Source organism: Arthrobacter sp. SE2, assembly GCF_058244265.1.
In genome coordinates this window covers 198886-225223 of the sequence record NZ_JBZAYA010000004.1, presented here as the reverse complement: position 1 = coordinate 225223, position 26338 = coordinate 198886, and the positions used below count along the sequence as shown (strand labels likewise).

The following is a 26338-nucleotide window of genomic DNA, read 5'->3' as shown; positions in this document are numbered from 1 at the left end:
GTTATGAAACACTTGGAGGCATGGCAAGACCCATCGTTCACGACCAGCTAGTGCGGCAACGGCTTCTTCAGGTAACGGCCGAACTCGTCGACCGGGATGGCCCCACGCGGGTCACGCTCCGGGACGTCGCCGCGACTGCCCAGACCTCAACCACAGCGATCTACTCGCTTTTCGGTGGCAAAGCACAGTTGCTGACGGCCGCCGTCGACGACGGATTCCGCTCCTTCGGCGACTCGCAACGGCTCGCCGAAAGCGGTGGACTCCGAGGCTTGGGCCTCGCCTACCGCTCCTGGGCGCTGGAACATCCAGCTCTATACCGGCTCATGTTTGGCGGCGCACTTGCCAGCTATGTGGACTGCAGCCCGACGCCGGCAGTCGCCTCGGAAGCCATGCTTCCCCTCATGGAAGCCGTGACCGCCTCGCAGAAAGCGGGGACCGTTCGGGATGCCGAAGCCGCGACGATCGCCATGTCCATCTGGGGACAGGTCCACGGCCTCGTGAGCCTTGAACTGGCGAACATGAATGACTCCGGAACCGACTGGGAAGGGATCTACCACGCGGCGCTGGATGCTGTGGCACGCGGCTGGCAGCCTGAGCCAGATTCGCTTCCCCAGCCCAACTGACTCGCACTTGTTGTCGTTTAGAGGGCTCAAAACGACGTTAACTGCGAGTCAGTTGGGCGGGCCGGGGGGTCAGGCGTACACCTTCTCCAGGAACCCGCCCCAGGCCTTGGCGGTCAGTTCGGAATCGCCGCTGCCGCTGAAATCGTGCACCGTCATGCCAATGGGGGCTCCGAAGGAGTTGCGGCCGAAGAAGCGGTAGAGGGTGTCGGCCGTCCGCAGGCCCAGGAAGTGCTGGTTGGAGAAGTCGAGCTCCCCGCTCAGCCGCCCCACGCCGTCGACGTCCACCTCAACAGTCGAACCCTGCGCAACGCCATCCACGCCGAGGGCCTTCTTCAGGTGCACGAAACCGTCGGGCGCCTGCGAGGCCGCCGGGCCCTGGATGTCGGTGAAGACCACGGGCTTGCCGTCAAAGTACTGAAGGTACTGGCCCAGGGTGTGCAGGTAAAACTCGGTGTGCTTGCTGGCGCCGTCGTACTGACCCTCCCAGTTGTCCGCGAAGATGCCGCTGTGGACATAGTGCAGCTTGGCCCGGCCGCCGTCGAGCGGTTCGAGTACGTGCTCCAACTGGTTGAACCAGCCGTCCGGCCCGTCCATGCGGGTCACAAGGTGGCTGGGGTATTCGTCAACGGTTTTCACGGCCGGCCACTGATCGGTGGGAAACATCCAGGCCGAGGTGTCCTTGGTGACAGCCTGCCAGACCCGTTCAGGAGTGCCGGGCAGTTCGGTGTCGGCCACGATTTCGAATTCACGGTTGTCAGTCATTGTCCTGTTCCTTTTCTGGAGAGTGCTGCGTATTTGTCTTGAGTGCGGGATGAAGTACGACGACGAGCCGGTGCTTGCGTGCGCCGCTCGCCGCCGCGGAAGCTCCGCCGTCGTGGTACTTGTCCACGAGCCGGGTCACCGCGACGCCGAGTTCCTCGGCAAAAGCGGCACGGTCCGACGCCGATCGGAAGGTGATTTCGCCGTCGATTGCGAAGCTCGCAAGCTTCTTCTTGGCCGCGGCCGCGCCCGCTATCAGCTTGCCCATCTCCTGGACCGTCCGGGCCGCGAGGGCCAGGAGCCAGAAGGCGGAAAAGCGGTCCGAGAAGCGTCGGGGGTCCGGCGCCACGGATGCAAGCGCCACCGGCGAGATCAGGTACGACGCCGCCGTCGCGCGCAAAACGCGTTCGGTGACGTTGCCCTTCTTCCTTTCCTCCACAAGCTCGACGAGCCCATGACGCTCAAGGGCCTTGAGATGGTAGTTGACTTTCTGCCGGGGCAGGCCCACCTTGACCGCCAGCTGGGTAGCGGAACCGGGCTCGACAAGCTCCTGCAGAATGCGGGTGCGGATCGGGTCCAGCGACGCTTCCGCCGCGGCGGGGTCCTCGATCACTTCGATGTCCAACATGCTTCTATTCTGCTCACCGACAACTTTTCTTGTCAAGAACTTTTTTCTCGTCGGAGGTTGCGGGACGCCGTCAGGCGCGTCGACGCTGCCGTACCGGGCTGTACCGCAGCGGTCAGGGAAGGAGTACCCTGCGGGTATCACTGTCCTTGAGGTGCAAGATGAGGTTCAATAGTCCGCCCGCTGGGTCCGGAGCCGATCGGCCAATCGGGCGTCGCAAGGGGAGGATTCGGGCCTGGGTGTTACACCATCCCGCACTCGCTGCCGTGTCGATCGTCGCGGTCATCGCGCTTGTGGGCGCTGCCGTCTTTTTCGGCTCCTTCTGGTCCCGGACACTGGTGGCGGCCGGCGCGGCCAGCGGGGAGTCCGGCGCCTCTGCCGTGGATCCGGGGATCTCTAAGATCCAGCATGTCATCGTCATCATGCAAGAGAACCGCTCGTTCGACAGCTACTTCGGGACGTTCCCGGGAGCGGACGGGATTCCGATGCAGAACGGTTCCCCTGCGGTGTGTGTCCCGGATCCGGCCAATGGCTCGTGCGTGAAACCGTACTACGACCCCTCTGACCGGAACTCCGGTGGCCCGCACAGCCAGAGCAATGCCACTGCGGACATCGACGGCGGGAAAATGGACGGCTTCATTGCCCAGGCCGAGAAGGCCTTGAGCAACTGCGCACCGAATGCCCCCGCCTGCGCGGGCGGCAACCAAAGCGACGTGATGGGCTACCACGATGCGCGCGACCTACCCAACTACTGGGCGTATGCCAAAGACTTCACGTTGCAGGACCACATGTTCGAACCCAACGCCTCCTGGAGCCTGCCCGAGCACCTGTACATGGTCTCGGAATGGTCGGCCAAATGCAGCCGGGCGGGCGACCCGCAATCCTGTGTGAACGCCCTCCAGAATCCGGGCAGTCCACCAGACTTCACCACCTCGATCCAGTCCACCCTCATCGGCAAATGCCGGGCCGGCCTGCAGAACAAGGCCTGCCAGGACGCGCTCACTGCAGCCGGGATCACCCCGGACATTGCCGCGCAACTGCACGCCCTCATCACGCAAAACTGCGCCGGCTCGGATTCCTATACGAGTTGCCAGGCCGCCATCGACAAAGCAACCCTCCCCGAAGCGCTCAAGCAAAAGCTGCTGGCGGCCGCCAAACTGCTTGCTCCCCCTGACTACGCCTGGACCGATCTGACCTACCTGCTGCACCAACAGAACGTGCCCTGGGCCTACTACGTCTTCAACGGCACAGAGCCCGATTGCCAAGACGACGCAGCCATGTCCTGCGCTCCCGTCGCCCAGAACGCGAAGACGCCGGGCATCTGGAATCCGCTACCCTACTTCGACACCGTCAAGCAGGACGGCCAGCTAGGCAACATCCAGTCCCTCACCAACTTCTACGCCGCCGCCAAGAAGGGCACATTGCCCGCCGTGAGCTGGATCGACCCCACCGGAGCGGTCAGCGAACACCCTCCGGCGCTGATCAGCACCGGGCAGGCATACGCCACGGGCCTGATCAATGCAGTCATGTCCGGCCCGGACTGGAACAGCACCGCCATTTTCCTCTCGTGGGATGACTGGGGCGGTTTTTACGACCATGTCGCCCCGCCCACCGTGGACCAAAACGGCTACGGCCTCCGGGTCCCGGGAATCGTCATCAGCCCCTACGCCAAACAAGGCAATATCGACCACCAGATTCTCAGCCACGATGCCTACGCCAAGTTCATCGAAGACGACTTCCTGCACGGCCAACGCCTCGACCCGGCCACGGACGGACGGCCAGATCCCCGGCCCGGCGTCCGCGAGGACAACCCCCAGCTCGGCAGCTTGGTGAACGACTTCAACTTCAACCAGCAACCTATCAAACCCGTCATCTTGCCGGGCGGGACGACGTACTAGGTGTTTACGGCCCCGGTAGAATAGACCGGTGATGCAATCCCCCCTTCCAGTGCGCGACGGCGTCAACGCCACCCGCCTGCGCCTCCCGGACGAGGGGCCTTGGGACACCGCGATGGACTACATGATGCACCGCTGGGGCCATATCGACCCCCAAGGCATCGAGGACAGGTTCGACGCCGGCGAAATCGTGGGCGAAGGCGGCGCGCCCCTCGACCGCGGTACGCCCCTCGAAGAACACACTTTCATTTGGTACTACCGCACGCTCCCGCCGGAGACCCGGATGCCGGTGGAGATCAACATCCTCCACCAGGACGAGCACCTCCTGGTGGCCGACAAGCCGCACTTCCTGCCGACCACCCCGGGCGGCACCTACATCCAGGAATCCGCGCTCGTCCGGCTCCGGAACCACCTCGACCTGCCAGACCTCATCCCGATGCACCGTCTCGACCGCATGACCGCCGGGGTGTTGCTGCTCTCCACCAACCCGGAGACCCGCGGCAAGTACCAGGTACTCTTCGAAAAACGGCAGGTGCAAAAGGAGTACGAGTGCGTCTCCGCCGCGGCACCCGCCGCAGGCTTTCCCGCCGTCGACCTTCCCGCCGTCGTGCGCAATCGCATGACCAAATCCCGGAGCTACCTTCTCGCCGAAGTGATCGACGGTGAACCCAACGCGGAGACCCGCATTGAGCTGCTGAGAACGTTCGACGGCGGCACTCACGACGGCGCCGCCGCTCGCCGAGCGCTGTACCGGCTTGAGCCCCACACAGGCAAGACCCACCAGCTCCGCGTGCACATGGCTTCGCTCGGGCTGGGAATCGTGAACGACGCGTTCTACCCCGAACTGCTGGACAAAGCCCCGGACGACTACTCCAAGCCGCTCCAGTTGCTGGCCCGCGGCATCCGATTCGTTGACCCCATCAGCAAGCAGCCCGTGGAATACCGGAGCCGACTCGAGTTAAGCGAAGCCCACCCCGCCTGACGCTCGCTCCAAACCCGCGCTCACCAATAACGCCCTTTCCCCAAACGCCCGCTCACCTATCACGGCCTTTCCCGGGACGCCCGCTCACCTATCACGGCCTTTCCCCAAACGCCCGCTCACCTAAATCGAGGAACATGTCCACCTTGAGGCCATATCTGCAGGAGGGCTGGGCAAAAGGGGGCGGCACAAGTGAGCGAGCGTCCGGTCAAACACCCACACAAGTGAGCGAGCGCCGGGTAACGGGTGGGTGGCCTGCGCCGCGGCGCCGAAACAGTGGCGCGTTTCGGCGTTGCCAACCGGACCGGGCGTATATGCTCAGTTCTGCCGGCCCGACGACCGCGGGCGGTGTTCGGTCCCGCGAAAAGGAACCACATGGCCCACGCTGAAAACGAAGTCTCGATCAACCGCCCCGCAAACGACGTCTATGCCTTCCTGGCGGACGGGCTGAACAACAAGCTGTGGCGTCCGGCCGTCAAGACTGTCGCCCTCGCAAGCGGAGAAGCAGGCAACAAAGGCGCCGTGTACTCCCAGACAATTGCAGGCCCCGGAGGCCGCACGATCGCCGGAGACTACGAGATCATCGCAGCCCAGCCGGGCAAACGACTCGATTTCCAGGTCGTCGCCGGCCCGGCCCGCCCAACAGGATCCTTCACGCTGGACGAGAACAACGGCAGCACGACCGTACGCTTTGCCTTGGATCTCCAGCCCAAGGGCTTCATGAAGCTCATGGGGTCGATGATCACCAAGACCATGGAGTCGGAAGTCGGACAGCTCGGGCAGTTGAAATCCGTGCTTGAGGCGCAGTCCGCCTGACGCCACCCGCGAAAGCGCGCGCCACCTGCAAAGGCCACCCGCGAAAGCCCGCGGGCTTCCCTCAACCTTCCGAATCCCCGAACACGCTCCGGAACACGTCCGTCGTCTCGGGACTGAACAGCACAAATTCGACGAGTTCCAGCCCGCTGGAGCTTTCGACGCCGAACCGGCTGACGGCGTCGAGCGCTACCGTGGCGACGTCGCGCGCGTCCCAGCCGTAGACACCCGCGCTGATTGCGGGGAACGCAACGGAACTCGCCCCGAGGGACGCCGCCACTTTCAGGCTTTCGCGGAAACACGACGCGAGCAGTTCCGGATCGTTCTGACCCGCGTGGCGGTTGGGGCCAACGGTGTGGATCACCCATCGGGCAGGCAATCTGAACCCGGGGGTGGCCACGGCTTGGCCCACCGGCAGTCCGTGCGGGTACCGCCCGCGCACCTCCATGCACGCGGCCAAGAGCTCCCTGCCCGCGGCGCGGTGGATCGCGCCGTCCACTCCCCCGCCACCCATCAACGACGAGTTGGCAGCGTTGACGATCGCATCGACGTCGCGCGTGGTGATGTCACCTTGCAGGATTTCGAGCCGCATGGCGCCAGTCTTGCACGACACTCCGGTGGATGCACCAAAGTGGGGTAATTTGTGCCCATGGACATCACCACCGCCGATGGCTGGGGAGCCGCGATCTATCTCTGGATCATCCCCATGGTGGTGGGCGACGCGATCTTCCCGCCCATCCCGTCCGAGATGCTGGTGATCACCGGTGGCGCGCTGGCCGCCGAGGGCCGGGTCAACCTGTGGCTCGTGGGCTTGATGGCCGCCGTCGCCTCTTGGCTGGGCGACATGATCGTTTTCCAACTATTCAAGCGCCGCCTGGGGCATGTCCTGGATCGCTGGGCCTGGGGCCGCAAAGTCCATCAGGGCATCCACCGGGCCATCGCCAGGGCCGGGCGATCCTCCACCTACGGCGCGATTATCGGCGCCCGGTTCATCCCTGGTGGGCGGCTTGCTGCGTCGGCCGCTTCCGGGATCGCCGAGGTTTCCTCCCGCGGCTTCAGTCTCTGCGCCGGCTTGGGCGGCCTGTTGTGGGCCACGTGGCAGACAGGGCTGGGTTACTTTACGGGCTCGACGACGAAGCTTCCGTTCTGGGCGAGCTCACTGATCGGCGTCGGCGTGGGGCTGCTGATCGGCGTCGTGGTGGGCGTGATCGTCACGCGTCGCCGGGGCGACCGCTCGCCGGTGGACGAGCCTGGCGAGCCGCCCCACCTTTAGGCGCGTCCCGACGTCGGGCTCAAACCGGCGACCATTTGCCGCGCTTGCGGCGCAGAACGTAAAGGTTCCCAGTGAGCGCTACGCGTTCGACGGCGTCGCGCATCATGGCTGCCGACGCGCGGGCCTCGCTGTTCTCACCGGGATAGTCGCGCGGCTCCACCAGGAAGCGGAGGCTGATCTGGGCGACGCCGCCAACAATGTCCAGCTGATTGGATTCGACATGATGACGCGTCTCCAAGGCCTCAAGCGCAGCGGCCATCACCGACTCCGGCGGATTGCCTGGCTTGAGCCCGGTGATCTTCAACTTGGTCTGGAACGACGGCATCCCTCAACCCTAAACGCTCGCCCACCAATGGTGCTCCCGCCGAGAACGCCGGCTCACATCATGTGAGCGAGCGTCGAGGAAAATGCCGGCATATGTGAGCGAGCGTGCGCCAAAAGACCTACATAAGTGAGCGAGCGTCGGAAGGAAGGTTAGTGAGGGCTATCCAGTGTTGCGGAGGCCGGCGGCCACGCCGTTGACCGTGATGAGCATGGCCCTCTGGAGGCGTTCGTCGATCTCGGCACCGGAAATGGAAACTTCACGGACGCGGCGCAACAGCTCCACCTGCAGGTAACTGATGGGGTCGAGGTATTGGTCGCGGATTTCGAGGGAACGCTTGAGCGTCGGCTGCGCTTCCAGGAGCTCGGTTTCGCCGCTCAGGAGTTCCACTTCGGCAACCGTGAGATCGTACTCAGCGCGGATTGCCTTGAACAGGTGATGCAGCTCTTCCGGAACCAGCGAAGACACGTAGTGCCCGGCGATGTCCATGTCCGTCTTGGCCAGCGTCATCTCCACGTTGGAAATCACGGACTGGAAGAAATGCCAGCGCTTCATCATCTCTGCAAGCTCGGCGGTGTTGCCTGCCTCGCGGGCGGCCTTCAGGCCTGAGCCCACGCCAAACCAACCCGGAACGATCTGCCGCGACTGGGTCCAACCGAACACCCACGGAATGGCCCGAAGACCGCCCAGCCCTGCACCGGAATCGGGGCGCTTGGAGGGCCGCGAGCCGATGTTCAAGGATCCGAGCTGCTCCACCGGCGTCGAAGCCAGGAAATACGCGGGAAGATCAGGATCGTCGATCAGCGTGCGGTACTGGGCAAACGCGGCGTCGGAAATGATCTCCATGACGTGGCCGTAGCGTTCGCGCTCGTCGTCCGAGGTGCGCGGGGTGCGGTGCAGCGCGGAACCCTGCATCACGGCGGCCAAGGAGAGCTCAAGGTTTTCGCGGGCGAGCTCCGGCAAGGAGTATTTGTCGGAGATGACTTCGCCTTGTTCCGTGAACTTGATGGCGCCTTCGAGCACTCCGTTGGGCTGGGCCATGATGGCGTCGTAGGTCGGCCCGCCACCACGGCCCACGGAGCCGCCGCGGCCATGGAACAACCGGACGTTGACGCCATGCTTGGCGGCGACGTCGCGCAGCTTGCGCTGGGTCTTGTGGATCTCCCATTGGCTGGTCATGACGCCGGATTCCTTGTTGGAGTCCGAATATCCCAGCATGATCTCCTGGACATCCCCACGCAGCCGCACCAAAGAACGGTAGGACGGGTCGGAGAGCAGCAGGTCCACGATTTCGGCCGAAGCACGCAGTTCCTCGACGGTTTCCAGGAGCGGAGCGAAGCCGATCTTGGCGTACGGAGCCGCGCCGAATAGCTCGATCAGTCCGGCTTCGCGGGCCAGCACCGCGGCAGCCAGGACATCGTCCGCGCCGCGGGTCATGGAGATGATGTAGGTTTCGACGACGTCGGGCCCGTAGGTCTGGAGGGCGTGGCGGATGCTGCGGAAGACGTCGTAGGTGCGGTCGCCGTCGCCGTCGAGCTTGATGGGGTGGCCGGACAGCGGTCGGCGCGAAGCGAGCTCCGCGCTCAGCCGTTCGAAGCGTTCGGCGCGGCTCAACTCGCCGTAGGGGGTCCCGACGCCGATCCGGTCCACCAACTGCCCGACGGCGTCGTGGTGGTAGTCGGCGTGTTCACGGATGTCGAGGGTCGCCAAGTGCAGCCCGAAGGAAGCTATCGCGCGGCGGACCCGCGCCAGGGCTCCGTCGGCCACGAGCACAGCCGAGTGCTTCCGCAGCGAGGCTTCCAGCAGTTCCAGTTCAGCCAACAACTCCGAGGTCGATGCGTAGTCGCGGCCGGGTTCGTGATGGCTGGATGCGGACACGCGGCGGCCAGTGTTGATGAGCTTGGCCTTGATGCAGGTCAGCTTGAGCCGGTAGGGCTCCTGCGCGTTCAACTCGAGGATGCGCTTGTCCAGGCCGGGCAGGTTCTTGAGGTCGACTGCGATCGAGTCCAGGAGGTCCTCTTCCGCCTCCACGAGGGCCGTCGAGTTGGAGAGGACGGAGATCAGTTCGTCGATCATCGAGATGCTGATCCGCACGGCGTGCTGGTTTTGCAACTGCAGGATCTCGCGCGTGACGGAAGCGGTGACGTTCGGGTTGCCGTCGCGGTCTCCGCCGATCCAGGAACCGAAGCGGATGGGAGCGTTGTGCGCCGGCAGCACAACGCTGTGCTCGGCGAGCAGCTCGGAAAGGTCCGTGAGCATTTCCGGCATGGCATCGGTCAGGATGCTGCTCAGGTAGTAGATGGCGTTGCGGGCCTCGTCCACGGGAGTGGGGCGGACTTGGCGCAGTTCGTCGGTCTGCCACATCTGGTCGATGATCTCGGCGAGCTGGCGGTCCTGTCGGCGGCGCGCGGCCGTGCCCTCAACAGTGGATTCGGCCAGGACGTCCGAGAGCTTGCGGATCTTGTCCAGTACTGAACGCCGCGAGGCTTCGGTGGGGTGCGCCGTAAAAATAGGACGAACGTCCAGCTCGTTGACCACGTCCTGCAGGGCCTGGGTTCCAGCTTCGTCGGCGATCTCAGTCACGGCTTTGGCCAGCCAGCCGTCCTTTTCCTGGCGGGTGCGGAGTCCGCGGACGCGGTGCACTTGCTCGGCGGCGTTGGCAAGGTGGAAATAGAAGGCGAAGGCACGGACCAGCTCGGTGGCTTCCTCAAGGGGCAACGAAGCGAGCAACTCGCGGACCTGGGCGACGACGTCGTGCGCGCTCCACGGGCCTGTGGCGTCGGCGCCGCCGCGGGCGGCTTCCTTGGATTCCTTGGTGAGCAGGCGAACCTGCTCGACGAGCTGGAGCAGTTCGGGGCCATGCTGGCGGACCAACGACTCCCCGAGAAGCGTCGAGACTCGGCGGACATCGGCCCGCAGTTCCGCGGCAAGATCGGTGCTGAGATGTGCAGTGTCAACCATGAAAAATACCTTCTGGCGTTGGGTGTGGCCCGTACACTGCGCTGGATACTGTGAGCCGGATTACTAATATTCCTAGGGAATCTTACCCGCAGCTCTTGCGGGGGTGGCAATCCGTCTCAAATGTTGTCGCTGGCTCCACGCGCGCCCCGCCCTGCCCGCCCAACTAGCTCGCAGTTGTTGTCGTTATCAGCCCTCAGAACGACAACAAATGCGACTCAGTTGGGTTCCGGGAATGGTGGTGACCGGTGCATGGTTAAGCCAACGACAGATCCCGAGCCGCTGGAGGAACCATGAGCGCAACAGCCCCCGCAAGCAACGCCCAGCTGGAACGCTGGCAGCGTTTCCGCAACGGCCGCAACGCCGCACTCGCCGCGGACCACGGCTGGCTCACCCTCACCTCCTTCCAGTGGCTCGAATCCGCGCCCGCCGCCGTCGAGCTCGTCCCGGGGCTTTGGTCAACGGACGGCACGACGGCGACACTCACCGCGGGCGCGGCCGATGGACTCTCGCTCGTGGAGACGGGAGCTCCCGTGGACGGCACGATTTCGGCCACCCTGCAGGACGAGGAATCGCTCATGTGGGTGCAGTTCGGCGGCGCGGATGGCACGGAGGTGGTGGTGGAACTGGCCATGCGCGCGGACAAGTACGCCATTCGCACCAGGGACAGCTCTTCGCCGGTGTTGACGGAGTTCGACGCCGTTCCCACATATGAATACGCCCCGGACTGGGTGCTTGAGGGCCGGTTCGAGGCCTACCCCGAACCGGTGGATGTGCCCATCGGGACAGCCAACCCTTTGGTGGACGGAGTGCATCGATCCGTCGGCGAAGTCGTTTTCCGGGCGCCAGGCCTTCCCCACGAGATCCGGCTGCACGCCGAGGCCGAGAAGCTCGGAGCCCTCACTGTCACTTTCCACGACGAAACGAACGGCAACACCACGGACGAATGGCGCAAGCTGGCCGTCTCGCGCCCCCGCGTTGATTCCGAGGGAAGGGCGTCCGTAGTCCTGGACTTCAACCGCGCCATCAACTACCCCAGCGCCTTCACCCCGTATGGCACGTGCCCTATGCCGGTGTCAGGAAACTCGATCGACGTGGCGGTCGAGGCGGGGGAAAAGCTACCGGCCGGCCGGATCGTCTAAACATCGCCCCTAACGCAGTCGCCCAAACGTAGTAACCCGAGGGCGTTACATCTCCCCCCGACCCAAGGTACACTCTTCTTGGAAAGCGCTTACCAGGAGCTTTTGAACCGACACTGACGTCAGCTACCCCGCCTTCGGGGACAGATGAGGAGAGCCATGGGCACCCTGTCCACACCCGTCCCGGCAGAACACAAACAGCCCGGCCATGAGCCCAGTAGGGTGGCCCTTATTGGGGTCCACGGCTTCGGCGCGCACCACCTGCAGAACCTCGAAAGGCTCCAGGCCAACGGCGTCGTCCGCCTTGTTGCAGTAGCGGATCCGAATCCGCCTGCCCCCGGCGCCCTCCCGCCCGGAACCGCGGTATTCAGCACCTTGGACGAACTTCTGGCAGGAACCCCAGCGCTGGACCTCGTCATTGTGGCCACCCCTATCCAGACGCACGCGCAACTCGCCCTCACGACGCTCTCCCACGCCGATTTGTACCTCGAGAAGCCTCCAGTCGCTTCCCTCGCCGACTTCAATCAGCTGCAGGAAGCCGCCACCGCGGCCGGCAGAAGCGTCCAGGTAGGCTTCCAAAGCCTCGGATCCCGGGCCCTCCCTGCCATTGACGAACTGCTTGCGGCGGGAGAGATCGGCACGCTCCTGGGCATCTCGGCCACCGGGCGTTGGGTGCGTGACCGCGCCTATTACAAACGCTCGCGATGGGCGGGCAAACGCAGCCTGGACGGCATCGACGTCGTGGACGGGGTGGCAACCAACCCGCTGGCACACGCGATCGCCACCGCGCTGAGGATCGCTGGGGCGCGGACGGTGGACGATCTTGCCTCTGTGGAAACAGACCTGTACCGCGCCAACGACATCGAATCCGACGACACCTCCGTGATCCGGATCCGCACCGCCGCGGGCCTCCCCATCACGTGCGCGCTCACTCTTTGTGCCGCCGAATCCGTGGAACCGTACATCACCCTGCAGGGCAGCGAAGGCACGGCGGTGTTCCACTACACCGAAGACCGCCTCACGGTCAGCTCTGCCGCCGGGAAGCGCGAAACGGTCTACAGCCGGGTGGACCTCACCGAGGACTTGCTGGAGCATCGTCACCAGCTACGCTCCATGCAGGGCCTTGCAACCGGCGCGCCGCTGATCAGTCCGCTCGCGGACAGCGGCGCCTTCATGCAGGTCCTCGAGGCCATCCGCACCGCAGAATCTCCCGCACTGATCCCCGGGCAGTACGTCACCTGGGAGGGCGAAGGCGACGCCGCCCGTGCCGTGATCAACGGAATCGAAGACGCCCTGGAACGCTCGACGGCGGCGCACACCACCTTCAGCGAACTTGGCGTGCCGTGGGCGCGGCCTGCCGTCGACAGCGATCGGCCGGTTTTGAGCTTGCCCGACGGCGGCCTGCCGAGCGGCGGCGGCGAGCCGGGCGCCTCTGCGATTGAAAGCGGCCAGGCCGCTGTCGCATTGGCAACCCTGCAGAGCGGCGCAGGCCTCGCCGCGCGGCTCTCCCCGCGGCCCTATCTGCACCCGGTCCGAACCCTCGCCGGAGTCACCGTCACCGACCATCTGCCAGCGGACCACTCCTGGCACCTCGGCGCGGGATTCGCCTTGCAGGATGTGAACGGGACCAATTTCTGGGGCGGCAAGACGTACACGCGCGCTGCAGGCCGTTACGAAGAACGGCAAGACCACGGGCGCATCATCGAACGCTCCACAATGTCCGGTCCAGGCCTGCTGGAGCAGGAATTGAGCTGGCAGGCACCGGACGGCACCGAACTGCTCCGCGAACGACGCACCGCCCGGTCCAGCCTGCTCGACCCCGGCACGTGGCAACTCGAGCTCCGAACAGAACTGAGGGCCGTCGTCGATTCCTCGCTGGGCGGCCCCGGCTCCAACGGAGCCCTCGGAAGCGGCTACGGCGGCTTCTTCTGGCGCCTGCCTGCGTGCTCCGGGGCAGAAGTCTTCACAGCTGAGAGGGCCGGTGAATCCGAAGTCCACGGCTCGGCGTCGCCGTGGCTGGCCTGGGCCGCGGATTTTCCTGAAGGCCCCGCCACTCTGGTGTTCGCCACCCCGGCTGAGGCACAGGATCCCTGGTTCGTCCGGATGGCTGATTACCCCGCAGTGGGTTCCGCCTTGGCCTGGGACCGACCAGTGAAGCTCGGCGCAGGCGAATCCTTGGTCCGCTCCTTCACCGTGTGGATCGTCGACGCCAAGCTGTCTCCGGCCGAGGTCGCCGAGCTGACGGCCGGCAGGGCTTCCGCTGCAGGATAGACCCGTAAAACTTGAGTGCAGCTTAGCGACAGCGGCTGCGCCGACGGAGCTCCCGTCAGGACGAGGGGGTCTGTTCTTTAGCCCACTCGGCGACCCGGCGAGCACTTTCCTCATCGGAGAGGTCCTCGACTCGGGTCATGATGGTCCAGCGGATACCGAACGGATCACGAATGCTGCAGAACCGATCCCCGGACACGAAAGTCATCAACGGCTCGCGGATAGTAGCGCCAGCCGCCTCGGCCCGCTCGACGACGCCGTCGACGTCATTGCAATAGAAACCCATCGAGCAGCAGTCATCGTCGCCAGCAGGAGGAGGTACGAGATGGTAGTCGACGGCCGGTTCACCAATCTGGAGCCGACCGTCGCCGAAATCGAGGACGGCGTGAACAACGACGGCATTGATTTCCGTCACGTCGACGATGCGTGCGCCGAACACATCGCGATAGAAAACGATCGCCGCGGGGGCGTTCGGTACAACGAGGAACGGCGTCAGGCTGGTCGAACCATGCGGGATACCGTGGGACGTGTGATCGCCGTGTGCAGCGGCGGTTTTCTCAGTTTTTTCGGACATGTCTTCACGATAAAAGGACGGCGCAATGCGGGGCTTGAAGATTCGCGACAACTTCATGAATGCCGCAGTATGACCGGCGATTCACGCGGAATTCTCTATCCCGCGAGCCTGCCACGGTTCTCCCGGCTGCCCTCCTCGGACCGGATCTCCTCATTGGTGCGGTGGTTCTGGATCGCTGAGTGGGACATCGCACCAGGATGCACGTCGCGCCAACAATTGATTTCGTTCCCCGCGTCAAATCTCACCGTGGAGCCAGCGTTTGTCGGTTTCGCGGGACCGACAAGCCGTCGCTCCACCCGTGACCTCACGGGTCGAGGATGGACTGTCGGCGCCCTGCTAAGGCCCGCTGCCGTCCCGCACTTCACGGCCGCCCCCGCAGCACATCGAGATGCATACGGGCCGGTACACTTCCCGGACGTCCATGCCGCGGTCGTCCGCGCAATGACGGGATCCGAGGATGCAAGCGGCCGGCATCTCCGGGCTGCCGAAGCGTTCACGAGCTGGTTCGTTGAGAACGTGCCGACTCCGGGCGCGGAAGGTTTGCGTGCGAACATGATGGCCGACCTCATAGACACTGATTCGACGATAGTGCGCTTGGATGATGTAGCCGGGCGTCTAGGAGTTTCTGCACGAACAGCACAGCGGCTCGCTGTACGTTACGTCGGCCTCTCGCCCGCTGCCATGATCCGTCGTCGGCGAATACAGGAAGCCTCAGAGCGTCTCCGGAACGACCCGGACTCCGACATCGCAACCGTTGCGGCCGACTTTGGCTACTCGGACCAAGCGCATCTCGCCAACGACTTCCGCACCGTCCTAGGGCTCACGCCCGGCGCGTACCGCAACGCTGCATCGAATCGCCCTCCTCTCGAATAAGGCCCGCGATGCTCCCGGCCATTTGGTCATCGGGATCGCGCCGAGCCTTTAGGCGTACGGAAGCACGAGTTCCGCGTAGCGCTGCTTCATAGTTTCCAGGACCGAATCGCCGTCGGCATCCCAGATGTCCTGGTTGAAGATCTCCACTTCGATGTCGCCCGTGTAGCCGGCGTCGCGCACCCAGGTGCCGATGGTCGCGAAGTCGATCACGCCGTCGCCCATCATGCCGCGGGAGAGCAGGGCGTCGGCTGCGATGGGTAGGTTGAAGTCGCACACTTGGTAGGAGGCGATCCGGTCTTCCCGGCCGGCCCGCTGGATCTGCTGCTTCAGTTCCGGATCCCACCACACGTGGAAGGTGTCGACGGCGACGCCGACCGCCTTCGCGTCGTACGGTGCGGCGAGGTCGAGTGCCTGGCCCAGCGTCGAGATGAGGGCCCGGTCCGCGGCGTACATCGGGTGCAGCGGTTCGAGCACCAGCCGGACCCCGTGTTCGACGGCGAAGGGCACCAGGTCCTCGAGGCGATCGGCAACGCGCTGGCGGGCTGCGACGATGTCCTTCTCCCCGGGCGCGAGCCCGCCGACCACCAGGAACAGCTCCTGCGTATCGAGCGCCACGGCTTCCAGGATGGCCGCGCGGTTGTCCGCCAGCGCAGCCGCCTGCCCTTCGGCGTCGGCCGCTGTGAGGAAACCGCCCCGGCAGAGGGATGAGACGCGAAGTCCGGCGTCCTGGATCAGCTTGGCGGCCTTCTCCAGGCCGGTGTCGGCAACGATGTCCCGCCACGGTCCGATCGCAGGAATTCCGGCCCGGACGCAACCGTCCACGGCTTCGGCGAGGGTCCATTTTTTGGTGGTGGCAGTGTTCAAGGAAAGCCTGTTCAGTGACAGCCGTGAAAAGTCGCTCATGCGCCCACTCCGTTGATGCGGAGGTAATCGGACATCCGGAAGGCGGCCAGCGCTGGATCGCGCAGGAGCCCGGCTTGGTCGGCGAGTTCGAAGGTGCGCGCCAGGTGGACCACGGAGCGGCCGGAATGCAGCCCGCCGACCATCTGGAATCCGGGCTGCTTGCCGTTGAGCCACGACATGAAGGCGATCCCGGTCTTGTAGTAGAACGTGGGGGCGCTGAAGATGTGCTTGCCAAGTTCGCGGGTGGAGTCCAGGATGGCCCGCGCGTCCGCAGCGTCGCCGGCGTCGTACTTCTGCAACGCTACCGAGGCGGCGGGGTAGATCGCGGCGAAGATGCCCAGCAGCGCGTCCGAGTGGTGGGCGCCGTCGCCGTCGATGAGTTCCGGGTAGTTGAAATCGTCGCCGGTGTAGAGGCGGACGCCTTCCGGCAGGGCCGCGCGCAGGGCAACTTCATGCGAAGCGTCCAGCAGCGAGACTTTCACGCCATCCACTTTGTCCGCGTGATCGCGGATGAGGCCAAGGAAGGTCTCTGTTGCCTCGGCGACGTCGTCCGAGCCCCAGTAGCCGGCCAGTGCAGGGTCGAACATCGTCCCGAGCCAGTGCAGGATGACGGGTTGGTCCACGTCGCTGAGGAGCGTGGAGTAGACGTGAAGGTAGTCCTCGGGGCTTGCAGCCACTTTAGCCAGCGCCCGGGACGCCATGATGATGACCTTCGGCCCGGCTTCACTCACGACGGCGATCTGCTCGCGGTACGCGTCCAGCACGGCCTTGATACCGGAGGGACCCTCGGGAACAGAGTCCAGGTCCAGCTGGTCTGTCCCGGCGCCGCAGGAGACGAGGTCCCGGACGCTCTTGCCGGCGGTGGCTGCGTTGCCGGACGCCACCACGGAGGCCGCTTCGACGCCGGTTCGCTTGATGAGCTGCTGCGTCGAGGCCCAGTCCAGGCCCATGCCGCGCTGGGCGGTGTCCATGGCATCGGCAACGCCCAGGCCGTAGGACCACAGCTCGTGCCGGTACGCCATCGTGGTGTCCCAGTCCAAGTGCGCCGGGGCGCCCGGGGTGTTGTCGGCCGTCGTTTCGGGGATGACGTGCGCCGCGGCGTAGGCGCGCCGGGACGTCAGCGGTGCCGTCGGCCTGGACCACGACGTGGCCGGCTGCACCTTGTAGAGGCGGGTCCCGCCGTCGTGGTTTGGAAGGAGAAGGGAAGTCATCAGAGCACGATCTCCGGGATATCGATGGTGCGGCGCTCGGCCGAAGACTGCAGCCCGAGTTCGGCGAGCTGCACGCCGCGGGCGGCGGAAAGGAGCCCGAAGCGGTGTTCCCGGCCGGCGATGACGTCGCGCAGGAATTCTTCCCACTGCAGCTTGAAGCCGTTGTCCAGATCGGCGTTGGCAGGGACTTCCTGCCACTGGCTGCGGAAGGACTCCGTGACGGGCAAGTCCGGGTTCCAGACCGGCTTCGGCGTGTGGGCGCGCTGCTGCGCAACGCACTTGTTCAAGCCCGCGACGGCGGAGCCGTGCGTGCCGTCGATCTGGAACTCCACGAGTTCGTCGCGGTAGACACGGACGGCCCACGAGGAGTTGATCTGGCCGACGACGTCGTCTCCGCCCGGGGTCTCAAGCTCAAAGATGCCGTAGGAGGCGTCGTCGGCCGTGGCCTTGTATTCCTTGCCCTGCTCGTCCCAGCGGGTCGGGATGTGGGTGGCGATCTTGGCGTTGACGCTCTTGACCTTGCCGATGATGCCTTCAAGGACGTAGTTCCAGTGGCAGAACATGTCCGTTGTCATGCCGCCGCCGTCTTCCTTGCGGTAGTTCCAAGATGGCCGCTGCGCTGACTGGACGTCGCCTTCAAACACCCAGTAGCCGAACTCGCCGCGGATCGAGAGGATCCGGCCGAAGAAACCCTCATCCACGAGCCGGCGCAGCTTGACCAGGCCCGGCAGGTACAGCTTGTCGTGCACCACGCCCGCCGTCACGCCGGATTCCTTGCCGATACGGGCCAGTTCGATTGCCTCTTCCAGCGTCTCCGCTGTCGGCTTTTCAGTGAAAATATGCTTCCCGGCGCGCATGGCCTTCTTCAGCGTCGCAGCACGGAGGCTGGTCATTGACGCATCGAAAACGACGTCGACCGTGGGGTCGTTGATGACCGCGTCGAGGTCGGTGGACCATTCGGAAACCTTGTGGAGTTCGGCGAGTTCGCGGATCTTCGCCTCGTTGCGGCCCACCAGGATCGGTTCGACCTGGACGCGCGTGCCGTCCGCCAAGGTGAAGCCCCCGGCGTCCCGGATGGGGAGGATGGAACGCAGCAGGTGCTGGCGGTAGCCCATCCGGCCGGTGATGCCGTTCATGGCGATTCGGATCGTCTTTGTTTCGTAGCCCATGAGTCCTTCTTCAGGTGGAAAATAATTAGGTGGGAAAGCGCATTCCCAATGCATTCATGATGACACGCAGCTCGAGGTCTGGCAATCGCTTTCCCAGGGCTAGTCAGGACTGCAATAATCGGATGTTGCTGAAAGTGCCGAGGCTGAGGCTTTTGAAGAGGAGTTGTCCGTGACTGCAAGCACGCTGTCCGAAGTGGCCAAACTGGCCGGCGTCTCCCCGGCGACGGCCTCACGGGTGCTCAATGGTTCCGTCAGGACACCCGCACCGGAGATCGCCGAGCGCGTCCGGCAGGCGGCCGACACCCTCGGCTACATCGCGAATGCCCAAGCCCAGGCCCTGGCGAAATCGAGCACGGGGCTCATTGGCCTGATCGTGCACGACATCGCGGACCCATATTTTTCCGCCATAGCGCAAGGCGTCCAGGCCGCCGCGCGGCAGGAGCGCCGCATGGTCCTGCTCGCCACCACCAACGGCACACCCGCCGAGGAGAAGGAAGCTGTCGCCGCCTTCGCTGCACGGCGGGCCGAGTCGATCGTCATTGCAGGATCGCGTTCAACACGTTCCGAAGACGCCCGCGCGAACGCCGAGCTAGCCGCCGAATTGGACCGTTACTGCCGCAACGGCGGGCGCGTGGGCGTCGTCGGGCAAGCGATTCTAGGCGTCGCCGAAACGGCAAACTACCGCACCATCGCCGTCCCTAACGAGCAACTTGCGCGGGATCTAGCGCGCGAATTGGCGCGCACCCACAAAGGGCCGTTCGTCATTGTGGCCGGGCCGGAGGGGCTGACCACTTCGGATGAGCGCGTCCTGGGATTCCAACGAGGCTTGTCCGACGCCGGCCAGCCCGCCGCGGATGTTGTGCACGTCGCGTTCAACCGGAACGGCGGTTTCGACGCCGGCATTGAACTGGCCTGGCAGATCAAGGCGTCCGACCGATCGGGGCCGGATCAACAATTGTGCATTTTCGGCACGAACGATGTCATGGCTATCGGCGTGGCCGCCGCGTTGCGGGACCAGGGGCTCAGAGTCCCCCACGACGCCAGCCTCGCAGGGTTCGACGACATCGAATGGCTCCGGGACTTCCGGCCGGCGCTCTCCACCGTAAGCCTGCCACTGGAGGAAATCGGACGGCTGGCAACCATGGCGGCCCTTTCCAACGACGACGACGGCGGTCCGGCCGCCGTCGCGGGGAGCGTCACCCTCCGCAGGAGCACGAGTTCGCCCTAGTTCCCTGGGTTCGCGGCGGCTCTACCGATGACCCGATCATGCCAGGCCGATAGGTCCCGCCAGTGTGACCGGCGCAACAACTTAACCTTGACAGCGGGGCTGTGCGGGTGTCTTATGGAAAGCGCTTACCAAATGGGAAAGCGCATACCAAGCGGAAGTTCACTCCGATTCTTGCGATGGCGCTGCACTCCTACTGGAAACCACACCCAAAGGCGGGAAGGCCCTTCCAGTGGCCCCAACGACTTGTCCAAAGGAGGACAATATGAAGATCGACGCGAGCAGGCAGCGAAGTTCAATCGAACCGCGACAGTCCAGCACCACGAGGAAAGCGACAGCCAGCGGCTGGATCGGTAGCGCCCTTGAGTACTACGACTGGTTCATCTATGCACAGGCCGCCGCGCTGGTGTTTCCCGGCGTCTTCTTCCCCGCGGGAAACCCGACCGTTGCGCTGATCGCTTCGCTTGGCACCTACGCCGTGGGCTATGTGGCCCGCCCCATCGGCGCATTCGTCCTAGGACAGTGGGGCGACAAACATGGCCGCAAGAACGTTCTGGTCTTGGCCATGTTGATGATGGGTGCGTCGACCTTCGCCGTCGCATTATTGCCCACCTACGGCCAGGTCGGCGTCTTGGCACCCGTCCTGCTGGTTGCCGTCCGCCTCATCCAAGGCTTCGCGGTGGCCGGCGAACTGAGCGGTGCCAGCGCCATGATCGTGGAGCACGCACCTTTCGGCCGCCGGGGCTTCTACGCAAGCTTCGCTCTCCAGGGCACCCAGGCCGGGCAGATCATCGCCGCCGCGGTCTTCCTCCCACTCTCTGCCATGCTCTCCAGTGAATCGTTCAAATCCTGGGGCTGGCGCATTCCGTTCCTCCTCAGCGCCCTTGTGGTGTTCGCCGGGTATATGATCCGCCGCCGGGTCGAAGAAACCCCCATCTTCACCGAAGAAAAGGCGCACCAAGAGATCCCGAAGATGCCGATCGTCCGCGTGCTGCGCGAAAGCGGTCTCGACGTGGTTCGCGCAATCTGCATGACCCTGGTCAACGTCGTCGGCGTCACCGTGGCAGTGTTCGGTGCGGCTTACGCCACCCAGCCGGGCTACGGCGTCGGCATGAGCACCACCGTCTACCTCTGGATCCCGGTCTTGGCCAACGTCGTCGCACTGGCCCTCATCCCCTTGTTCGGAGATCTGTCGGACCGTTTCGGCCGCAGGCCGTTGATGATCTTCGGCTCATTGAGCTCCGGCGTGCTGGCCTACGCCTACCTGTACGCAGTCAGCCAGAACAACGTACTGCTCACCATCATCCTCTCGATCCTCATGTGGGGCACGCTCTACCAAGTCTGGAATGCAACGTTCGCCAGCTACTTCCAGGAACTCTTCCCCGCCCGCACCCGAGTCACGGGATTCGCCATCTCGCAGAACATCGGCCTCGTCATCACCGCGTTCCTTCCGAGTATCTTCGCGGCGATCGCCCCGCCGGGGTCCGCGAACGTACCGCTCATCATCGGGTCCATCTGCTTCGGAATCTGCATCATCGGAGCCGTGGCCGCCTGGTCGGCCCGGGAAACGTACCGCATCCCCCTCAATCAGCTGGGCACGCCGGACGCGACGCCGGTTCCCCGCGAGGAATACCGCCGACTCAGGAACGGCACCCGGTAAGCTGAGCGATCAAGGCAGCGAATCGCGGCCTTCGAATGAAACGATTCACAGTAGGAGGAGAACCCACATGCGCGTCTGCTTCCGTTCCTCGGTCAAACCCAGCCAGATTCCCGAATATCGACGCCGTCATGCGGCCGTATGGCCCGAGATGCTCCGTGAACTCAAGGCGGCCGGCTGGAACAACTATTCGTTGTTCCTCGCCGACGACGGGCTGCTAGTGGGATACGTGGAATGCGACGATTTCGATGCGGCACGAGCCCGCATGGCCCTGACTGATGTGAATGCCCGTTGGCAGGCAGAAATGGCACTGCTGTTCGAAGACCACGCACTGGCGCCGGACCAAGGATTCGTCCAACTCACGGAAATCTTCAATCTCGAGGACCAGCTGTCCATGGACTGAGGCCTCACGCTCAAACCGGGGCTTGTTTCCCATCGCCGCGCTTCAAGCTCCGGCCTGGGAAACGAGCCCCGGAATGGCGCCCTGCGTCGCCGTCACAAGCGAGGTCCCGGAAAACCCCTCAAACGATCGCGGAGACCCCTGTCACGGCCCGGCCCACGATGAGCGAGTTGATCTCGAACGATCCTTCGTACGTGTAGATCGCCTCGGCATCGGCAAAGATTTTGGCCATCCGGTAATCGGTCACGATGCCGTTCCCGCCCAGGATGGACCGGCCCATCGCCACGGTTTCGCGCATCCGGGCGCTGCAGTACGCCTTGGCCAGGGCCACCTGGGCCATTTGGGCTCCGCCGTGCCGCACACCCTTGCTGTCAGTGTAGATATCTTCCTGCAGCTGGGCGATCCGCACCATCATGCCCATGCTGGCCACGGCATTTCCGAGCATGTCCACCAATTGCTGCTGGATGAGCTGGAACTTCGCCAGGGGTCGGCCGAACTGCCGGCGTTCAAGCGCGTACTTCCGGGCGACGTCGAACGCCGCCAACTGCTGCCCCACAGCCTGCCAGGCCACCATGAGCCTGGATCCGCGCAGCAGGTGGTTGGTGTCGGCGAAGCTGTTGATCCCGGCGAAACGATCCGCCTCGGCAATCCGCACGTCTTTGAGGACAATGTCGGCGTTTTGCACGGTGCGCAGGGCGATCTTGTTCTCGATCTTGGTCCGCGTCACGCCGGGCAACGTGGCATCCACGATGAAGCCTCGGACGGCGCCGTTAGCCTCGTCCCGTGCCCAGACCAGCATGTGGTCGCAAAACGTCCCGTTGCCGATCCAGCGCTTGGCGCCGTTCAGCACCCAGTAGTCGCCGCCGTCGTCGGCTCCTCCGGTGACCCGGCGGGCCACCGTCTGCAAGCCGCCGGCCACGTCGGAACCGTGATCCGGTTCCGTGAGAGCAAACGCACCGGTCGTCCGGAGGTTGGAGGCGTCGTCGAGGTAGCGGTCCTGCTGGTCTTTGGAGCCGAACTCGTAGAGCGCCTCGATGAAGAGGTCGTGGTGAACCATGAAGAACGTGGCGATGGAGGTGTCCACGCGGGTCATTTCGGCGATCACCAGCCCTGCGAACAGGTTGCTGTAGCCGCGGTGCGTGGGGGTGCTTAGGCGAAGCGCTGCGAGCTTGGGCAGGATGTGCGCCGGGAACTCGGCCTTGTCCCACCAATCCTTGGCATACGGCGCGATCTCCGTGGCCAGGAACTCCCGGAGCTCGTCGAGTTTGCGCTGTTCCTGGACGCTGAGGAGGGACTCGAAATCGAAAAAATCCGCCGAAGGCAGGGAACCAGCCGGGTGCTCGACGGCGGCCGCCAGCTTGTGCACCTGGCTCACTTCGGTGCCATCCGGATCGCGCCGTCGAGGCGGATGGTTTCGCCGTTGAGCATGGCGTTTTCCACGATGTGCGCCACGAGGTTGGCGTACTCGGCGGGGCGGCCAAGACGTGCCGGGTGCGGTACCTGCTGGCCGAGGGAGAGCTGTGCATCCTGGGGCAAGCCGGCCAGCATGGGTGTTTCGAAGATGCCCGGTGCAATGGCCATGACCCGTACCAGCGAGCGCGCAAATTCACGGGCCAGGGGCAACGTCATCGCGGCCACGGCTCCCTTGGACGCGGCATACGCAGGCTGCCCGATCTGCCCATCGAAAGCCGCCACGGAGGCCGTGTTGATGATGACGCCGCGTTCCTCGCCACCGAGCTCGGTGGACGCAGGTTCGTTTTGGGCCATCGCGGCGGCGGCCAGGCGGATCACGTTGAAGGTGCCAACGAGGTTGATCTGGATGACCCTGTTGAAGTTCTCCAGCGGCAGCACGCCGTCTTTGCCGAGCACCTTGCCCGGGGTTGCCACGCCGGCACAGTTGACCAGGATCCGGAGCGGACCCAGCGCGACGGCAGCGTCGACGGCGGCCTGCACTTGTTCTTCGTTGGTGACGTCGGCGGGAACGAACACGGCCCTGCCGTCGGCTCCCGAGGCATTGAGTTCGGCAGCGAGGGACTCGCCGGGAGAGGAATGGAGGTCAAGCAGCACCACCGATGCTCCGGCGTCGAGCAATCGCCTCGCGGTTGCGGCCCCCAGTCCCGAAGCCCCGCCGGTTATCAACGCAACTGCGCCCTTGATGTCCATCCATCCTCCTCGATGCAGAACCAAAATCCGTTAATGAATGTTAACTGAATCACTTTGATTGTGCACTGGGGAGGGGCCTGCGGCCAAGCGCGCGGCGTTAGGCTGTCACCATGTCCGCTCCCGACACGCCGCAGCGCACCTCCGGAACACCGGATTGGGCCGCGCGAGCCGACCACGCCGCACGTTCGGTGACCCGGCATTTCGGGCGGCGCCTCCTTTTCCTTCCCGGAACCCACCTCGCGGCGTCGGTCCGGCCGTCCCGCAGTTTTCCGGATCAGCCGTTGAACTACTGGTGGCAGGCGCACTACGTCGATTGCCTGGTTGACGCGGGGTTGCGCGAACTGGCCTCGGGATCAAGGTTCGACGGCGGGGATCACCCGAGCGCGGGCCGGCTCGCTTCACGCCTGGTCAGCACCATCCGCTTGCGCAACTTCCTGCGCTACGTCAACAGCTACTACGACGACATGGCGTGGCTCGCCCTCGCCGTCCTGCGTTTGGAGGTCTTGGCCGAAAAGGCGCACCAGCCCGGCCGCCGACGCAACGCCCGGCTGCAGGAAAACCTCTCTCAGCAATTCGAGTCGGCCTCCACTGAACACATGGGTGGCGGCATCTTCTGGAGCACCAAACGCGATTTCAAGAACACCCCGGCCACAGCGCCGGTGGCCCTGCACTTCGCCCGGACCGGCAAGCAGGAGCGGGCCCAAGGGCTCCTGGACTGGCTCGATGCCATGCTCTTCGAACCCACCCGCGGCCTGTACCTCGACGGCGCTTGGATCAAGGAGGGCAAGCTCGTCCTCGCGGAAGACATCTACACCTACAACCAGGGTCCTGTCCTCGGCGCCTTGTTGGAGTTGGGTGGAGATGCGAACCTGGCCCGCGCAGCCGCGTTGGTGGGCTCGGTGGCTGAACATCTGACGGTCCCCGGTCCGCCTGACGGGGCGGGGAGGCTCGTTCTTCGCGGCGAAGGCACCGGCGACGGCGGACTCTTCACTGGAATCCTCGTCCGTTACCTGGCCCTCGCCGCCGGGGACCCGCGGTTGCCCTCCGTTACCCGCATTACCGCCGGGCATCTCGTGCTCGACACCGCGGAGGCGGTCTGGGCGGGGCGGACTGTGCGCACCGACGCTGCCCACGGGACGTCCGGAAAGTACGACGACGACGGCTGGCTCGTCTTCTCGACGGAACCACAGCGTCCGGCCTCCCAGACGTATCCGGCGGCCACCGCCGTCGAACTCTCCACGCAACTGCAGGCGTGGATGGTGCTCGAAGCCGCCGCGCGCGTCCGGCAATTGTCAGGGCCGGGGCCTAGTCTGGAGCTGTGAACCCGATCCCGAGTCCGCTACCCGTCACCGTGGTGGCTCCGCCGGCGGAATGGTGGCAGATCCTTGGAGCGCTCAGCCCGCTCGCTGTCCTTGTCGCGGCGATCGTTGCCGCGATCGTAGGCCTCCTGTCGCTGCGGCAGAAGGCGCGGGCGGATAACAGGTCCGAATGGTGGCGTCGCGCTCAATGGGCGCTGGACGCATCCCTGTCCCGCAGCCGCTCGCAGGCCGAAATGGGCCAGAAAGCCATCGAGATTCTGGGCCAAAGCGAACTCGCGTCACGGGAGGAACTCGCCCTCCTCAAAGTCGGCACAGAGGATGAGCTCCTGGCAGCTGCCACAGCATCCGAAACCCGCGCCGTCGCCCCCTCGCAGCGTCCCGATTCGGTGAGCGCTGAAGACCGCAAGGTCCAGATCGCCGCAGCCAAGGCCAGGGTCGTGCTGGACCAGCGTCTCGGGGAAGACACTCCAGGCTGGATCGTCGCTCTATCCCGAGAGAAGCCCGAAAAGCCCGGGAAGCCCAAGTAGATCCCCGCGGTTACTCCGCCACCGCAGGTTTTTTCTTCTGCGGATACGGTGCCTCCTGCCGCGCCAACATCTCGACAAAGCCAGCGATCTTCCTGGCCCGCGTTTCCGCCTTCTTCACCGAGTTGGTGCGGTAGATCAGGGAATAGCGGTTGACCGCGGTCAGCACATCGAACATCGCCTGGGCCTCGGGAACTGCGGCGATGGCGGCTGCGAGGTCCTCCGGGACTTCCGCGTCCGCTTGGCCCACGTAGGCGGCTTCCCAACGCCCGTCCGCCTTGGCGCTGTCGACGGCGGCCCATCCGGCCGGGGTCATCTTGCCTTCAGCTTCCAAACGGGCAATGTGCCCCACGTTCCGTTTGGACCATGGGCTTTTGGGGCCGCGACGGGTCATACGCTGGAAGACGCTTTCGTCGTCGCGCCTTCTGCCTTGGCCGTCGATCCAACCGAAACAAAGGGCCTCATCCAAGGCAGCGGCGTAATCGAGTTCCGTCACGTTGCCGCCCTTCTTGTGCAGCACGAGCCACACGCCAGGGCTATCGGCGCCGTTCTCTTCGAGCCAGGACCGCCATTCGGCAGCGTCTTTGACGATCAATTCTTCAAGTTCAACAGCCATGGCCCCATTCTGGTGCCAGCTAGGCTGTGGCGAAAGCCCACTGACTTCTG

Annotated in this window: 25 protein-coding genes; 13 read left to right on the top strand and 12 right to left on the bottom strand. The window is 64.8% G+C overall.

The window, feature by feature from the left end; all coding sequences use genetic code 11:
* The first annotated feature begins 20 nt into the window (after positions 1 to 20).
* A complete protein-coding gene (locus tag AC4CS3_RS07825) occupies positions 21 to 623 on the top strand; it encodes a TetR-like C-terminal domain-containing protein (RefSeq protein ID WP_490782925.1) in 603 nt (200 codons plus the stop codon).
* 69 nt (positions 624 to 692) lie between these two features.
* Here AC4CS3_RS07825 and AC4CS3_RS07820 read toward each other — a convergent pair whose 3' ends face one another.
* Together AC4CS3_RS07820 and AC4CS3_RS07815 are read right to left on the bottom strand one after the other, a co-directional pair.
* Positions 693 to 1385, bottom strand: coding sequence for an SRPBCC family protein (locus AC4CS3_RS07820; protein WP_490782924.1), 693 nt, complete (start codon positions 1383 to 1385; stop codon positions 693 to 695).
* Entirely contained in the window at positions 1378 to 2010 is a 633-nt protein-coding gene (locus AC4CS3_RS07815; protein WP_490782923.1) for an ArsR/SmtB family transcription factor, read from the bottom strand. Before AC4CS3_RS07815 ends, AC4CS3_RS07820 begins: the two co-directional genes overlap by 8 nt.
* A gap of 236 nt (positions 2011 to 2246) precedes the next feature.
* Between AC4CS3_RS07815 and AC4CS3_RS07810 the strand changes: the two genes are divergently transcribed.
* From AC4CS3_RS07810 to AC4CS3_RS07800, 3 genes are all read left to right on the top strand, one after another.
* The gene (locus tag AC4CS3_RS07810) at positions 2247 to 3905 is read left to right on the top strand and encodes an alkaline phosphatase family protein (RefSeq protein ID WP_490782922.1); all 1659 of its coding nucleotides are present in this window, start codon (positions 2247 to 2249) and stop codon (positions 3903 to 3905) included.
* A gap of 31 nt (positions 3906 to 3936) precedes the next feature.
* Positions 3937 to 4884, top strand: coding sequence for an RluA family pseudouridine synthase (locus AC4CS3_RS07805; protein WP_490783051.1), 948 nt, complete (start codon positions 3937 to 3939; stop codon positions 4882 to 4884).
* A 372-nt stretch (positions 4885 to 5256) separates the two neighbouring features.
* Positions 5257 to 5697 carry an SRPBCC family protein gene (locus AC4CS3_RS07800; protein WP_490782921.1) on the top strand — a complete coding sequence of 147 codons (441 nt, stop codon included), beginning with the start codon at positions 5257 to 5259 and terminating at the stop codon, positions 5695 to 5697.
* 61 nt (positions 5698 to 5758) lie between these two features.
* Here AC4CS3_RS07800 and AC4CS3_RS07795 read toward each other — a convergent pair whose 3' ends face one another.
* Positions 5759 to 6286, bottom strand: coding sequence for an O-acetyl-ADP-ribose deacetylase (locus AC4CS3_RS07795; protein WP_490782920.1), 528 nt, complete (start codon positions 6284 to 6286; stop codon positions 5759 to 5761).
* Positions 6287 to 6343: 57 nt separating this feature from the next.
* On the opposite strand from AC4CS3_RS07795, the gene AC4CS3_RS07790 reads away from it, so the two are divergent.
* On the top strand, positions 6344 to 6967 hold the full coding sequence (locus tag AC4CS3_RS07790; protein ID WP_490782919.1) for a DedA family protein: 624 nt from the start codon (positions 6344 to 6346) through the stop codon (positions 6965 to 6967).
* A 19-nt stretch (positions 6968 to 6986) separates the two neighbouring features.
* Here the strand turns inward: AC4CS3_RS07790 and AC4CS3_RS07785 are convergent, their stop codons facing one another.
* A complete protein-coding gene (locus AC4CS3_RS07785; protein WP_059388561.1) occupies positions 6987 to 7292 on the bottom strand; it encodes a hypothetical protein in 306 nt (101 codons plus the stop codon).
* A gap of 159 nt (positions 7293 to 7451) precedes the next feature.
* Entirely contained in the window at positions 7452 to 10250 is a 2799-nt protein-coding gene (gene ppc / locus AC4CS3_RS07780; RefSeq protein WP_490782918.1) for a phosphoenolpyruvate carboxylase, read from the bottom strand.
* Positions 10251 to 10540: 290 nt separating this feature from the next.
* Between ppc and AC4CS3_RS07775 the strand changes: the two genes are divergently transcribed.
* Entirely contained in the window at positions 10541 to 11389 is an 849-nt protein-coding gene (locus AC4CS3_RS07775) for a DUF1684 domain-containing protein (RefSeq protein WP_490782917.1), read from the top strand.
* 156 nt (positions 11390 to 11545) lie between these two features.
* Positions 11546 to 13657 (top strand): DUF6807 family protein, encoded by a 2112-nt coding sequence (locus AC4CS3_RS07770; RefSeq protein WP_490782916.1) that lies wholly within the window; start codon positions 11546 to 11548, stop codon positions 13655 to 13657.
* 55 nt (positions 13658 to 13712) lie between these two features.
* On the opposite strand, the gene AC4CS3_RS07765 is transcribed toward AC4CS3_RS07770, so the two are convergent.
* Positions 13713 to 14228, bottom strand: a complete 516-nt coding sequence (locus AC4CS3_RS07765) for a VOC family protein (RefSeq protein ID WP_441428459.1) — start codon at positions 14226 to 14228, stop codon at positions 13713 to 13715.
* A gap of 69 nt (positions 14229 to 14297) precedes the next feature.
* On the opposite strand from AC4CS3_RS07765, the gene AC4CS3_RS07760 reads away from it, so the two are divergent.
* The gene (locus AC4CS3_RS07760; protein WP_490782915.1) at positions 14298 to 15101 is read left to right on the top strand and encodes a helix-turn-helix domain-containing protein; all 804 of its coding nucleotides are present in this window, start codon (positions 14298 to 14300) and stop codon (positions 15099 to 15101) included.
* A gap of 48 nt (positions 15102 to 15149) precedes the next feature.
* On the opposite strand, the gene AC4CS3_RS07755 is transcribed toward AC4CS3_RS07760, so the two are convergent.
* Genes AC4CS3_RS07755 through AC4CS3_RS07745 form a run of 3 tightly spaced genes read right to left on the bottom strand, consistent with a single transcriptional unit; the run spans position 15150 to position 18384 of the window.
* A complete protein-coding gene (locus AC4CS3_RS07755; RefSeq protein ID WP_490782914.1) occupies positions 15150 to 16004 on the bottom strand; it encodes a sugar phosphate isomerase/epimerase family protein in 855 nt (284 codons plus the stop codon).
* Entirely contained in the window at positions 16001 to 17215 is a 1215-nt protein-coding gene (locus tag AC4CS3_RS07750) for a dihydrodipicolinate synthase family protein (protein WP_490782913.1), read from the bottom strand. Before AC4CS3_RS07750 ends, AC4CS3_RS07755 begins: the two co-directional genes overlap by 4 nt.
* Positions 17215 to 18384, bottom strand: a complete 1170-nt coding sequence (locus AC4CS3_RS07745) for a Gfo/Idh/MocA family protein (RefSeq protein WP_490782912.1) — start codon at positions 18382 to 18384, stop codon at positions 17215 to 17217. Before AC4CS3_RS07745 ends, AC4CS3_RS07750 begins: the two co-directional genes overlap by 1 nt.
* 169 nt (positions 18385 to 18553) lie before the next feature.
* Here AC4CS3_RS07745 and AC4CS3_RS07740 point away from each other — a divergent pair, with 169 nt between their 5' ends.
* From AC4CS3_RS07740 to AC4CS3_RS07730, 3 genes are all read left to right on the top strand, one after another.
* Positions 18554 to 19612 carry a LacI family DNA-binding transcriptional regulator gene (locus AC4CS3_RS07740; protein ID WP_490782911.1) on the top strand — a complete coding sequence of 353 codons (1059 nt, stop codon included), beginning with the start codon at positions 18554 to 18556 and terminating at the stop codon, positions 19610 to 19612.
* A gap of 262 nt (positions 19613 to 19874) precedes the next feature.
* Entirely contained in the window at positions 19875 to 21269 is a 1395-nt protein-coding gene (locus AC4CS3_RS07735) for an MFS transporter (protein WP_490782910.1), read from the top strand.
* A gap of 67 nt (positions 21270 to 21336) precedes the next feature.
* Positions 21337 to 21669, top strand: coding sequence for an L-rhamnose mutarotase (locus tag AC4CS3_RS07730; protein WP_490782909.1), 333 nt, complete (start codon positions 21337 to 21339; stop codon positions 21667 to 21669).
* Between the two features lie 118 nt (positions 21670 to 21787).
* Here the strand turns inward: AC4CS3_RS07730 and AC4CS3_RS07725 are convergent, their stop codons facing one another.
* Together AC4CS3_RS07725 and AC4CS3_RS07720 are read right to left on the bottom strand one after the other, a co-directional pair.
* On the bottom strand, positions 21788 to 23041 hold the full coding sequence (locus AC4CS3_RS07725) for an acyl-CoA dehydrogenase family protein (protein ID WP_490782908.1): 1254 nt from the start codon (positions 23039 to 23041) through the stop codon (positions 21788 to 21790).
* Positions 23038 to 23829, bottom strand: a complete 792-nt coding sequence (locus AC4CS3_RS07720) for an SDR family NAD(P)-dependent oxidoreductase (protein ID WP_490782907.1) — start codon at positions 23827 to 23829, stop codon at positions 23038 to 23040. Before AC4CS3_RS07720 ends, AC4CS3_RS07725 begins: the two co-directional genes overlap by 4 nt.
* Positions 23830 to 23939: 110 nt before the next feature.
* Between AC4CS3_RS07720 and AC4CS3_RS07715 the strand changes: the two genes are divergently transcribed.
* Both AC4CS3_RS07715 and AC4CS3_RS07710 read left to right on the top strand, forming a co-directional pair.
* Entirely contained in the window at positions 23940 to 25151 is a 1212-nt protein-coding gene (locus AC4CS3_RS07715) for a glycoside hydrolase family 76 protein (RefSeq protein ID WP_490782906.1), read from the top strand.
* The gene (locus AC4CS3_RS07710) at positions 25148 to 25675 is read left to right on the top strand and encodes a hypothetical protein (protein ID WP_490782905.1); all 528 of its coding nucleotides are present in this window, start codon (positions 25148 to 25150) and stop codon (positions 25673 to 25675) included. Before AC4CS3_RS07715 ends, AC4CS3_RS07710 begins: the two co-directional genes overlap by 4 nt.
* Positions 25676 to 25685: 10 nt before the next feature.
* Here AC4CS3_RS07710 and AC4CS3_RS07705 read toward each other — a convergent pair whose 3' ends face one another.
* Positions 25686 to 26288, bottom strand: coding sequence for a YdeI/OmpD-associated family protein (locus AC4CS3_RS07705; protein ID WP_490782904.1), 603 nt, complete (start codon positions 26286 to 26288; stop codon positions 25686 to 25688).
* Positions 26289 to 26338: the final 50 nt, after the last annotated feature.

Bases quoted from the DNA above. Each gene is read 5' to 3' on its own strand.
- AC4CS3_RS07795 (WP_490782920.1), bottom strand. From the start codon at position 6,286: ATGCGGCTCGAAATCCTGCAAGGTGACATCACCACGCGCGACGTCGAT.
- AC4CS3_RS07755 (WP_490782914.1), bottom strand. From the start codon at position 16,004: ATGAGCGACTTTTCACGGCTGTCACTGAACAGGCTTTCCTTGAACACT.
- AC4CS3_RS07760 (WP_490782915.1), top strand. From the start codon at position 14,298: ATGACCGGCGATTCACGCGGAATTCTCTATCCCGCGAGCCTGCCACGG.
- ppc (WP_490782918.1), bottom strand. From the start codon at position 10,250: ATGGTTGACACTGCACATCTCAGCACCGATCTTGCCGCGGAACTGCGG.
- AC4CS3_RS07730 (WP_490782909.1), top strand. From the start codon at position 21,337: ATGCGCGTCTGCTTCCGTTCCTCGGTCAAACCCAGCCAGATTCCCGAA.
- AC4CS3_RS07720 (WP_490782907.1), bottom strand. From the start codon at position 23,829: ATGGACATCAAGGGCGCAGTTGCGTTGATAACCGGCGGGGCTTCGGGA.
- AC4CS3_RS07765 (WP_441428459.1), bottom strand. From the start codon at position 14,228: ATGTCCGAAAAAACTGAGAAAACCGCCGCTGCACACGGCGATCACACG.
- AC4CS3_RS07705 (WP_490782904.1), bottom strand. From the start codon at position 26,288: ATGGCTGTTGAACTTGAAGAATTGATCGTCAAAGACGCTGCCGAATGG.
- AC4CS3_RS07820 (WP_490782924.1), bottom strand. From the start codon at position 1,385: ATGACTGACAACCGTGAATTCGAAATCGTGGCCGACACCGAACTGCCC.
- AC4CS3_RS07790 (WP_490782919.1), top strand. From the start codon at position 6,344: ATGGACATCACCACCGCCGATGGCTGGGGAGCCGCGATCTATCTCTGG.
- AC4CS3_RS07745 (WP_490782912.1), bottom strand. From the start codon at position 18,384: ATGGGCTACGAAACAAAGACGATCCGAATCGCCATGAACGGCATCACC.
- AC4CS3_RS07735 (WP_490782910.1), top strand. From the start codon at position 19,875: ATGAAGATCGACGCGAGCAGGCAGCGAAGTTCAATCGAACCGCGACAG.
- AC4CS3_RS07785 (WP_059388561.1), bottom strand. From the start codon at position 7,292: ATGCCGTCGTTCCAGACCAAGTTGAAGATCACCGGGCTCAAGCCAGGC.
- AC4CS3_RS07805 (WP_490783051.1), top strand. From the start codon at position 3,937: ATGCAATCCCCCCTTCCAGTGCGCGACGGCGTCAACGCCACCCGCCTG.
- AC4CS3_RS07825 (WP_490782925.1), top strand. From the start codon at position 21: ATGGCAAGACCCATCGTTCACGACCAGCTAGTGCGGCAACGGCTTCTT.
- AC4CS3_RS07775 (WP_490782917.1), top strand. From the start codon at position 10,541: ATGAGCGCAACAGCCCCCGCAAGCAACGCCCAGCTGGAACGCTGGCAG.
- AC4CS3_RS07770 (WP_490782916.1), top strand. From the start codon at position 11,546: ATGGGCACCCTGTCCACACCCGTCCCGGCAGAACACAAACAGCCCGGC.
- AC4CS3_RS07800 (WP_490782921.1), top strand. From the start codon at position 5,257: ATGGCCCACGCTGAAAACGAAGTCTCGATCAACCGCCCCGCAAACGAC.
- AC4CS3_RS07815 (WP_490782923.1), bottom strand. From the start codon at position 2,010: ATGTTGGACATCGAAGTGATCGAGGACCCCGCCGCGGCGGAAGCGTCG.
- AC4CS3_RS07715 (WP_490782906.1), top strand. From the start codon at position 23,940: ATGTCCGCTCCCGACACGCCGCAGCGCACCTCCGGAACACCGGATTGG.
- AC4CS3_RS07750 (WP_490782913.1), bottom strand. From the start codon at position 17,215: ATGACTTCCCTTCTCCTTCCAAACCACGACGGCGGGACCCGCCTCTAC.